This window comes from Deinococcus sp. Leaf326 (assembly GCF_001424185.1).
GTDB lineage: Bacteria > Deinococcota > Deinococci > Deinococcales > Deinococcaceae > Deinococcus.
The window spans coordinates 742,842-752,500 of sequence record NZ_LMOM01000001.1; the positions used below are offsets into that span (position 1 = coordinate 742,842).

Here is a 9,659-nt window from a genome sequence, read left to right on the forward strand (position 1 = left end):
CAGTCCAGCCCACTGCTGGATGCGCCCCTGCCGAACAGTCCGGTGCCGCTCAGTAGTTGATGGCGACGTTCAGGGTGCCGGAGTAGTTGCCCACCATCGGCTCGAACTGGCCCCTGCTGGGTGTGAAGGCCGCGGTCAGGGCGTAGGTGTCGCCGTTGCCGCCAGCGATGTTGCGCTTGGTGAAGACGACACTGTAGGCGCCCCGGAGGGTCTTGTTGTCGTCGTTGCTGTTGTAGGTGTTCGCCCAGCCGTCGAGAACCAGCGACATGTCGCCGCTCAGAGCCACGGTCGAGGCGTCAGGCGAATCCATCTGGCCACCAGTAAAGCCCTGGGCCGCTTCGCCCGCGCTGATGCTCACGCCCGTGCCGGTCTGGCAACGCAGCAGAGGAGCCGAGGCCGCCTCGCCCGCCGAGATGTTCAGCGCTTCAGGACTCGCGTCCGTACCGCTGTAGGTCGCGCCGGTCTGGCTGGCGTACTGGCCGGCCAGGCTGACCGCGCAGCCGGCGACGACCTGAGTATTGAATACGAGGTCTGTGGTGGCGCCGCCTTCACTGCGCCCGGCGCTTGCGAAGGACATGGAAACAGCGGCGGCCAACAGGATCATTTTCTTCATAGGTACTCCTCCGTACTCATCAGCACAAAGCCCATGCGGCGCTGTTCTGCCGACGCTCATCTGGCCCTTAATGTGGCGAAACAAGAGCAGTGTAGGAATTTGTAAGAGGGTTGTCAATGAAAAATGAAGACCCCCCCTCCGTCGGGGGATGGCGTAAATTCCGCGTCCAGAACGTTAAATTCATTTAAACGTCTGGGCAGGGGCGGGTAAATGACCCTCAGAAAGATGACAATTATGAAAAACCGTTTGTGTTCTAAAGGGGACGTCGAACCAGGGGGAAGGAGACCTGAAAAGACGTGGCAGTCAGACTCTGAGGCTCGTCCCAGGCCTCTGCCTGGCCTTGCATTTCGAGTGGAGTCGCTTACGACCTTTACAGATGGTCGGGGTACCAACAGAGAAGGACGAGAAGGGCCGGAGCATGACGCTCCGGCCCTTCTCGTCCTTGCGGTCTGTGGGTGCTGGTTAGGGGAGGATCCTCCCGCTAGACCTTCAGGCCCACCGACGCAGACTCAGGGACGCTGTGTTTAGAAGTCCATCCCACCCATGTCAGGGCCGCCGGCCGGCGCGGCGGGGCCGGCCTTCTCGGGCTTGTCGCTGACGATGGCTTCGGTGGTCAGGATCAGGGCGCCGATGCTTGCGGCGTTCTGCAGGGCCGTGCGGGTCACCTTGGCGGGGTCCACGATGCCGGCGGCAATCATGTCCTCGACATACTCACCCGTGGCGGCGTTGAAGCCGTAGCGGGCCTTGTCGCTGTTGATGACCGCGTTCACGATGACGCTGCCTTCCTCGCCGGCGTTCGCGGCGATCTGGCGGGCGGGCTCTTCCAGAGCGCGGATCAGGATGCGCGCGCCGGTGGCTTCGTCGCCGACCAGGCTCTCGGCAGCCTTACGGACAGCCGGAATCACGCGCAGCAGGGTGGTGCCCCCGCCGGCCACGATGCCTTCCTCGACCGCCGAGCGGGCGGTGGACAGGGCGTCTTCGTAGCGGTGCTTCTTTTCCTTGAGTTCGGTCTCGGTCGCGGCACCCACGCGGATCACGGCGACGCCGCCGGACAGCTTGGCGAGGCGCTCCTGGAGCTTCTCACGGGCGTAGTCGCTGTCGGTGCTGTCGAGTTCACCCTTGATGGCGTTGACGCGGGCGTCGATCTGGGTCTGCTCGCCCTTGCCGTCCACGATGGTGGTCTCGTCCTTGGTGATGCGGATGCGCGCGGCGCGGCCCAGCATGTCCATGCCGACGTTCTCGAGCTTGTGGCCGAGGTCTTCGCTGACCACTTCGCCACCGGTCACGGCCGCGATGTCACGCAGCATTTCCTTGCGGCGGTCGCCGAAGCCCGGAGCCTTGACAGCCGCGATGTTCAGCGTGCCGCGCAGCTTGTTCACGACCAGGGTCGCCAGGGCTTCGCCTTCCACGTCCTCGGCGATGATCAGGAGGGGACGGCCGGTCTGCGCAACCTTTTCCAGTACGGGCAGCAGGTCCTTGAGGTTGCTGATCTTCTTCTCGTTAATCAGGATGTAGGCGTCTTCGAGGACGGCTTCCATCTTCTCGGGGTTGGTCACGAAGTAGGGGTTGATGAAGCCCTTATCGAACTGCATGCCTTCCACGACGTCCACTTCGGTGTCGAAGCCCTTCGATTCCTCGATGGTGATGACGCCTTCCTTGCCGACCTTGTCCATCGCGTTGGCGATTTCGAGACCGACCTGTTCGTCGTTGGCGCTGATGCCGGCGACCTTCTTGATGGCGTCGGAATCTTCGACCGGCACGGCGAGGCGCTTGATTTCCTCGATGGCGGCCAGCACAGCCTTGTCGATGCCGCGCTTCAGGGCCAGGGGGTTGGCGCCGGCGGCGACGTTACGCAGGCCTTCTTTCACGATGGCCTGACCCAGCACGGTGGCGGTGGTGGTGCCGTCGCCCGTGATGTCGTTGGTCTTGCTGGCGACTTCCTTGAGAAGCTGCGCGCCGATGTTCTCGAGCTTGTCCTCCAGCTCCACTTCCTTGGCGACGGTGACGCCGTCCTTGGTGATCGTGGGGCTGCCGAACTTCTTCTCGATGACCACGTTGCGGCCACGCGGCCCGAGGGTCACCTTGACGGCGTTGGCGACGGCGTTAACTCCGCGCTCGAGGCTGCGGCGGGCTTGTTCGTCAAATACGAGCTGTTTAGCCATGGGATTTGCTCCTTGGTTGAGTAGAGGAAGGAATTACTCGACGATGGCGAGAATGTCGCGTTCGCTGAGAATGCTGTAGTTCTTGCCTTCGAGGGTCACTTCGGTCCCGCCGTATTTGGCGAAGTACACGGTGTCGCCTTCCTTGACGTCGAGGGCCACGCGCGTGCCGTTGTCCAGCAGCTTGCCGGTGCCGACCGAGACGACCTTGCCGCGCTGGCTCTTTTCCTTGGCGCTGTCGGGGACGTACAGACCGCCGGCGGTCTTCTGCTCGGCTTCCTCGATGATCTCGACCAGAACGCGGTCACCTAAAGGTTTCAGCATGAGTATTCCTCCTGTGAGTGAAGTGGGGGAGCGGGGCCCGTGCAGCAGTTTTTGCCGCCCAGACCGTTCAATCCGCTCCGAATCCTAGACCCCTGCCCACAAAAATGTCAAATAGGAAAGGCTGAGAATCTGAGTCTAGGGCGCTCAGGTCCGACCCACACGCGGAAATAGGGGTGGGTCTTGCACTGCCATAGCTTAGACATATATATGTAGAGGGGCAATACATCACCCCTTACCTGCGGCTCCGAGTTGCCCAGCCGCCCTCTTCCGCTGCTCTGGAGGAACCCATGCCCCGTCCCGAAATTCTGTCGCGCACCGCCTTTGAAGAAGCTTTCGCCCGGCTGGGCAGCGCCCCGCTCACCCTCGGGGTCATCGACCTCGACCACTTCCAGAACGTCAACGACACGCTGGGTCACAGCGAGGGCGACCGCGTGCTCAAGGTCGTCGAGCGCCTGCTGTCGGGCAGTCTGCCGACCGGCAGCGTGGTGGGACGGGTCGGGGGGGACGAGTACGCCGTCCTCCTGCCCGAGACGGTGGCCGAGACGGCACTGATCCTCTTCGACGAGGTCATCAAGCACTTTCACATCCACCGTGACCCGCAGTGGCCGCGTGGCCTGGGCCTCAGCGTGGGGCTGGCCGCGCGCCCGGCGCACGCCGCCACCTACGGCGACCTCAAACGCGCCGCCGACGAGGCGATGCTGCGGGCCAAGCGCGAGGGCCGGGGCCGCGCATGCATCTATGTCGAGAGCCGGATGGTCCTGAAGTCCAACTACTACCCCAGAAGCCAGCTCGAACGCCTCTCCAAGCTGTCGGGGGCGCTGGGCTGCACCGAGGCCAGCCTGCTGCGCCGGGCGCTCGACGACCTGATCGAGAAGAACCGGGGCGCTCTGTGAGCCGGTGCTGGAGCCCTAAGAATTGCTGGGTGACCAGACGCAACATGTTCAAGGAAGCTCACCTGAGCTGGGGTAGCCTCGGGTATGCGCCATGACCTGAGCCTGCGGGACGCCGAACTGACGCTGCGGCCCTTAACTGAGGCTGACGTGCCTGGACTGTGTGCCCTGGCCCAGAGCTGCGTGCCGGAGCTGCGCTGGATGGGCACGCCGCCCACTGATCCCGCCTATTACGGCGCGGCCCTGGCGGCCCCGGACCAGCAGCCCTTCGTGATCGAGGTGGGCGGCGAGGCGTCGGGGAGCACCCGCTACGGCGACCTGCGCCCCGAGCACGGGGGACTGGAGATCGGCTGGACCTGGCTGCACCCGCGCTGGCACCGGAGCGGGATCAACCGCCGCATGAAGCTGTTGCTGCTGACCCACGCGTTCGGGGAGATGGGAATGGAGCGGGTGCAGCTCAAGACGGACCACATGAACCTGCGCTCGCAGCGGGCCATCGAGAAGCTGGGGGCCGTGCGCGAGGGGGTGCTGCGCCGCCACCTGCGTCGCCCCGACGGGACGTGGCGCGACACGGTGATGTACTCGCTGATCCGTGAGGAATGGCCCCAGGCCAGAGCGCGGCTTCTGGCCGCCGCGTCCTGAGGGGCCGGTGGCCGCCTTCCCACAGCCCCGGGACCGGGGGGTGTCGGCGCGCCCGCGTGTGGCGTTGCTGGGCCTGCTCCTGGCGCTGCTGCTGTCCCTGTTCGCCCTAAGCATGGTGCAGGTCTGGCGGGTGCTGGACCGTGCCTCGGCTGCCCAGACACGCCTGATCGAACTGACCCAGGTGACCCGGCAAGCGCGCGAGCTGGAAGTCGCGGCCCTCCGGCTGGGGCTTCCGCCGGCTCGGGCCTCTTCCGCTGCCCGGCCGCCCCGGGCCACGCAGGAGAGGGTGCGGACACTGGCGGCCGAGCTGCGCCGCTCGGCAGTGTGGGGGGACGCCGAGCGCGCGCCGCTCGCCCGCCTGCTCTCGGCACTGACCCGGCTGGAAGCGTCGGGCGACGGGGCGTCCCCTGCCCGTCAGCAGGCCGCACGCGAGGTCGCGGTAGCGGCGCGGCGGCTGGCCTCCGCCCTGGTCCGCCGCGCCGACGCCGAAGTGGTGTGGGACCAAACGACGCAGGCCCTTGATCGCCAGCGCCTCTGGGGGCTCACGGGAGTCACGGCGCTGCTGTTTCTGGCGCTGGCCGCCCTGGGAGCCGAGGTGCTGCGCGAGCGAAGCCGGGTCGTGCGGCAATTCGAGTCTCTGGCGCAACAGGACGGCCTGACGGGGGTCGCCAACCGCCGCCGCTGGGACGTCCTGCTGGGTCACGCGGCCACCCACGCCGCGCGCAGCGGGCAGCACTTCTCGCTCGTCATGCTCGACCTCGACCATTTCAAGGCTTTCAACGACCGCCGGGGACATCAGGCGGGCGACGACCTGCTGCGCGACCTGGCCGGGTTGCTCGTGGCGTCGGCGGCGCCGCAGGTCACGGTGGCGCGCTACGGCGGCGAGGAATTCAGCCTGCTGTGGCCCGGCGACTCTCCGCAGGCCGTGGGCGAGTGGCTCGACCGCCTGCGCCGCAGCGTGCCAGCCGACGCGACCTTCTCGGCCGGCGTGACCCACCTGCGCCCCGGCGAGTCGGCCCAGCAGGCCCTGCGGCGCGCCGACGAGGCGCTGTACGCCGCCAAGCACGGTGGGCGCGGCCGTACGGTGGTCGTGCCCTGACCCCGGAGATGGAGAAGGAAGCCGGGTCTAGTCGCGCCGCAGCAGGGGATAGGGATTGACGGCGCCCGACGCTGTATAGATGCCGTAGTGCAGGTGCGGAGGCGTACCGCGCGCATTGCCGCTGTCGCCCACGTAGCCCACGGTGTCCCCGGCCTCGACCCAGTCGCCCTCCTGAAATTCCGGGTAGCGCTCCAGATGGGCGTAGTAGTGGCGCTGCCCACCCGGTCCGAGGATCATCATGGTGCGGCCCCCCAGGGTGTTCTCGCCCCGGTTAACCACCACCCCGCGCGTGGTGGCCCGGACCGGCGTGCCGCGCGGCGCAAAGATGTCGGTGCCCTCATGGCGGCGGCCCTGGCTGCGCGCCGCACCCCAGGTGTCGGTCAGGGCGCGGCCCGGCAGGGGAGTGGGCAGGCTGCCAGCGGCCGGGGCCGGCGATCCCACCAGGGCCGCGTACTGCCCTGCCCGCTCCAGAGCCGGGCGCAGCAGCCACGCTCCCCCCGCCAGCACCGCCAGCACGATCACCCAGGTCACAAGCCGCCTCATCTCGTTCCAGGATGCCGCGAACCCGCACTCACGAACTCCGGCAAAAGTTGCACAGACGGGCGGATATGAAGAAACGTACCGGGCGGGGACACGCCGCCCCACCGCCGCGGCCTAGGCTGCGCGGCGTGACCGGCCCTGCTCAGCGGTTCAATGTCAAGTGGCTCACGGCTGCCCTGCTTCTCGTCGCGGCGCTGCTGGGGGGGCTGCTGGCCTACCGCAGTTTCGCGCCCCAGTCCCTTGTGGGCGGCACAGCGCTCGATACCCCGCTGCGGGTGCCGGCGCTGCGGCTCGTCAGCGACCGCGCCCAGTCCACCACGCTGGCGGCCTCGGACGGGCGGGTGCGGCTGGTGTTCTTCGGGTTTGTGCACTGCCCCGACGTGTGCCCCGCCACCCTGGCGAGTCTCAAGGGTACCTACGACGCCCTGACGTCCGAGCAGCGCGCGAAGGTGCAGGTGCAGCTCGTCTCGGTGGACCCGGTGGTCGACACGCCGGCTCTGCTGCGTGAGTACCTCGACAAGTTCGACGCCTCCTTCACCGGGCTGACCGGCCAGCCCGCGACCATCGACGAGGCGGCCCGCGCCCTGTTCGTGTCCAACATCGCGCCGCGGCCGGCGGACCACGGGGCCCATACGGGGGCGGCCGGCGCGACCGACCACAGCGACGACAACGTCAGCGCTCCGGCCGCCGCGCGCATCCACGGAGACGAGGTGCGCGTCATCACGCCGCAGGGCGACTTCGTGCGCGTCTACGATAACCAGGAGACCATCGACGGCACCCTGCAGCGCGACCTCCCGGCCCTCATCGCGCAGTACGGCGGCTGAGCCGAACCCCGCTGGCCGCAAGGCCCTGATCCCGATTTCGTAAATAGCGTAATATGGGGCCATGACTGAGCCGCTCGACGCCGCACTGCGGCCCAAAGGGTTGTCCGAATATGTCGGGCAGGAAAAACTCAAGGACAAGCTGGGCGTGTACCTCCAGGCGGCGCGCGGGCGCAAGGAAGCGCTGGACCACACGCTGCTCTTCGGGCCCCCCGGACTGGGCAAGACTACGCTGGCGCACATCATCGCGCATGAACTGGGGGTCAACATCCGCGTGACCTCGGGGCCGGCCATCGAGAAGCCCGGCGACCTCGCCGCCATCCTCACCAACAGCCTCGAGGAAGGCGACGTGCTGTTCATCGACGAGATCCACCGTCTGGGCCGCGTCGCCGAGGAGCATCTGTACCCCGCAATGGAGGACTTCAAGCTCGACATCGTGCTGGGGCAGGGGCCGGCGGCGCGCACCATTGAGCTGCCGCTGCCGCGCTTCACGCTCGTCGGCGCGACCACCCGGCCCGGTCTCATCAGCGCGCCGATGCGCAGCCGCTTCGGCATCATCGAGCACCTGGAGTACTACACGCCCGAGGAGATCGCCACCAACCTGCTGCGCGACGCCCGGCTCCTGGGCTTCGGGCTGGAGGACAACGCGGCCCTGGAAGTCGGCGCCCGCAGCCGGGGGACCATGCGCATCGCCAAGCGGCTGCTGCGGCGCGTGCGTGACTACGCCGACGTGGCGGGCGAAAGCGTGATCGGCCTGGACCGTGCCCACGACGCCCTCGACCGCCTCGGCCTGGACTCGGCGGGTCTGGACGACCGCGACAAGAAGTACCTCGAAACCCTGATCCACCGCTTTGCGGGCGGCCCGGTCGGTGTGGATACACTGGCAACCGCCATCTCGGAAGACGCTCTGACCCTCGAAGACGTGTACGAGCCCTATCTGATCCAGCTCGGGTTCATCAAGCGCACGCCGCGGGGCCGTGTGGCGACCGCGCACGCCTACGACCACCTGGGGTTGCCGGTAGGCGGCCTGGACAGTGACCTGCCCGGCATGTTCATCAACTGAGACGGCTGCCACAAGAGCGCCGCCCCCAGAGTTCTCCGGGGGCGGCTTTCTGTTTGGCGAAGAGGGTGGGATTCGAACCCACGGTAGCCTTGCGACTACTTCAGTTTTCGAGACTGACCCGTTCAACCACTCTGGCACCTCTCCGCGCGGCTGGTCGTTCTTTCGAACGGGCAAGCGGGAGTTTAGCACGCCTTCGCGCGCTTGGCGAGGGGGGGGCGGCGGAAGCCCGGATCGGCCGCGCTACAGTACGGGCCGTGACCGCTTCCCCGCCCTCCGCTCCCGATCCGGGTCTGCCGCCGCAGGGCCCGGCGTCGCCCGCGCCTGCCCCCAAAAAGTCCCTCCGGGCCAACACCCTTATCGTCATGGCCGGCACGCTGGCCTCGCGACTCTCGGGCATCGTGCGTCAGCAGATCATCAACCTGTTCGGCAATACGCTGCTCGACGCCTTTCTGGTCGCCGTGCGCATTCCCAACCTGCTGCGTGAGCTGCTGGCCGAGGGCGCCCTCGTCAACTCCTTCATTCCGGTCTACAAGACCCTGAACGCCGAGGAACGCAAGAGCCTCGCCTCGGCCTTCAGCGGCGTCCTCATCGCCGTGAACCTGCTGCTCATGGCGCTGGGCATCCTGGCCGCGCCGTGGGTGGTCGACCTGCTGCTCGCCGGGCAGTCGAACGTGGACCGCGAACTGGCGGTCTACATGACCCGCCTGGTGATGCCTTTCCTCATGCTCATCAGCCTGTCGAGCATCGCCATGGGGCTGCTCAACGCCGACGAGCACTTCCGTGAGAGCAGTTTTGCGCCGGTCGCCTTCAACATCGCCAGCATCGTGGCGCTGGTCCTGTTGCCGGATACGGCCACCTGGCTGGCCTTCGGCTGGCTCGTCGGCGGGGTGGCGCAGCTCGTGGTGCAGTTGCCCGCTCTTCGCAAATTTGGGCTGCTGCCCACGCCCGCTCTCATGTCCCACCCGGCGCTGGGGCGGGTACTGCGGCAGATGGCGCCCTTTACGCTCACGGCCGGCGCCCGGCAGGTCCTGAACATCTACGTGACGCGGCTGCTCAGCAACGGGCAACTGTTCCCACAGGGCACGCAGGCGGGCTACTCGAACGCCGAGGCGCTGTTCACGATGGTCAACGGGCTGTTCGTGGTCTCGCCTGCACTCGCGCTCTTTCCCCGCTTCTCGCAGCACGCCGCCGAGGGCAACTGGCCCGAGTTCAAGTCGCTGACCGCCCAAGCCATCCGCACGACCACCTTCCTGGCCGCACCCATGAGCGCCCTGCTCGTGGCGCTGGCGCCCTTCGCGGTCAGCGTGTTCAACCTGCGCCCCGACTACAACCTGCCGCGTTTCGAGGCCGGCGCGGGCATCCTGACCGGCTGGGCCCTGGCGCTCGTGCCGTGGGCGCTTGTGACCATCCTCCTGCGCACCTTCTATGCCCGCGAGCGCACCCGTGAGGCCGTGACGGTCAGCGCCATCGGCTTCGTGCTGGAGGTAGGCCTCTACCGCCTGCTCGTC

At 67.4% G+C, this 9,659-nt stretch carries 10 protein-coding genes and 1 tRNA gene (1 of these 11 only partly in view); 6 read left to right on the forward strand and 5 right to left on the reverse strand.

Features of this window, described 5'->3' with window-relative positions:
• Positions 1 to 49: 49 nt before the first annotated feature.
• The 3 genes from ASF71_RS03735 to groES form a co-directional block, all read right to left on the reverse strand.
• Complete coding sequence (locus ASF71_RS03735) at positions 50 to 613, reverse strand: hypothetical protein (protein WP_056294902.1); 564 nt, start codon at positions 611 to 613, stop codon at positions 50 to 52.
• A 524-nt stretch (positions 614 to 1,137) separates the two neighbouring features.
• On the reverse strand, positions 1,138 to 2,775 hold the full coding sequence (gene groL, locus ASF71_RS03740) for a chaperonin GroEL (RefSeq protein WP_056294905.1): 1,638 nt from the start codon (positions 2,773 to 2,775) through the stop codon (positions 1,138 to 1,140).
• Positions 2,776 to 2,808: 33 nt separating this feature from the next.
• The gene (gene groES / locus ASF71_RS03745) at positions 2,809 to 3,096 is read right to left on the reverse strand and encodes a co-chaperone GroES (protein ID WP_056294908.1); all 288 of its coding nucleotides are present in this window, start codon (positions 3,094 to 3,096) and stop codon (positions 2,809 to 2,811) included.
• Positions 3,097 to 3,383: 287 nt separating this feature from the next.
• Here groES and ASF71_RS03750 point away from each other — a divergent pair, with 287 nt between their 5' ends.
• The 3 genes from ASF71_RS03750 (at position 3,384) to ASF71_RS03760 (ending at position 5,727) form a co-directional block, all read left to right on the forward strand.
• Positions 3,384 to 3,989, forward strand: a complete 606-nt coding sequence (locus ASF71_RS03750; protein ID WP_056294911.1) for a GGDEF domain-containing protein — start codon at positions 3,384 to 3,386, stop codon at positions 3,987 to 3,989.
• Between the two features lie 84 nt (positions 3,990 to 4,073).
• Positions 4,074 to 4,628, forward strand: coding sequence for a GNAT family N-acetyltransferase (locus tag ASF71_RS03755; protein ID WP_056294914.1), 555 nt, complete (start codon positions 4,074 to 4,076; stop codon positions 4,626 to 4,628).
• 7 nt (positions 4,629 to 4,635) lie between these two features.
• Complete coding sequence (locus ASF71_RS03760; protein ID WP_056294917.1) at positions 4,636 to 5,727, forward strand: diguanylate cyclase; 1,092 nt, start codon at positions 4,636 to 4,638, stop codon at positions 5,725 to 5,727.
• Between the two features lie 27 nt (positions 5,728 to 5,754).
• On the opposite strand, the gene ASF71_RS03765 is transcribed toward ASF71_RS03760, so the two are convergent.
• Positions 5,755 to 6,270 carry a M23 family metallopeptidase gene (locus tag ASF71_RS03765; protein WP_056294921.1) on the reverse strand — a complete coding sequence of 172 codons (516 nt, stop codon included), beginning with the start codon at positions 6,268 to 6,270 and terminating at the stop codon, positions 5,755 to 5,757.
• A gap of 125 nt (positions 6,271 to 6,395) precedes the next feature.
• Here ASF71_RS03765 and ASF71_RS03770 point away from each other — a divergent pair, with 125 nt between their 5' ends.
• On the forward strand, positions 6,396 to 7,091 hold the full coding sequence (locus tag ASF71_RS03770) for an SCO family protein (protein ID WP_056294922.1): 696 nt from the start codon (positions 6,396 to 6,398) through the stop codon (positions 7,089 to 7,091).
• A 61-nt stretch (positions 7,092 to 7,152) separates the two neighbouring features.
• On the forward strand, positions 7,153 to 8,151 hold the full coding sequence (gene ruvB, locus ASF71_RS03775; protein ID WP_056294926.1) for a Holliday junction branch migration DNA helicase RuvB: 999 nt from the start codon (positions 7,153 to 7,155) through the stop codon (positions 8,149 to 8,151).
• Between the two features lie 54 nt (positions 8,152 to 8,205).
• Here the strand turns inward: ruvB and ASF71_RS03780 are convergent.
• Positions 8,206 to 8,295 (reverse strand) — tRNA-Ser (locus ASF71_RS03780).
• A 110-nt stretch (positions 8,296 to 8,405) separates the two neighbouring features.
• Here ASF71_RS03780 and murJ point away from each other — a divergent pair.
• Positions 8,406 to 9,659 carry the 5' portion of a murein biosynthesis integral membrane protein MurJ gene (gene murJ, locus ASF71_RS03785; RefSeq protein WP_369814952.1) on the forward strand. It continues 327 nt past the right edge of the window, so only the first 1,254 of its 1,581 coding nucleotides appear in the window; its start codon is at positions 8,406 to 8,408; its stop codon lies off the right edge, out of view.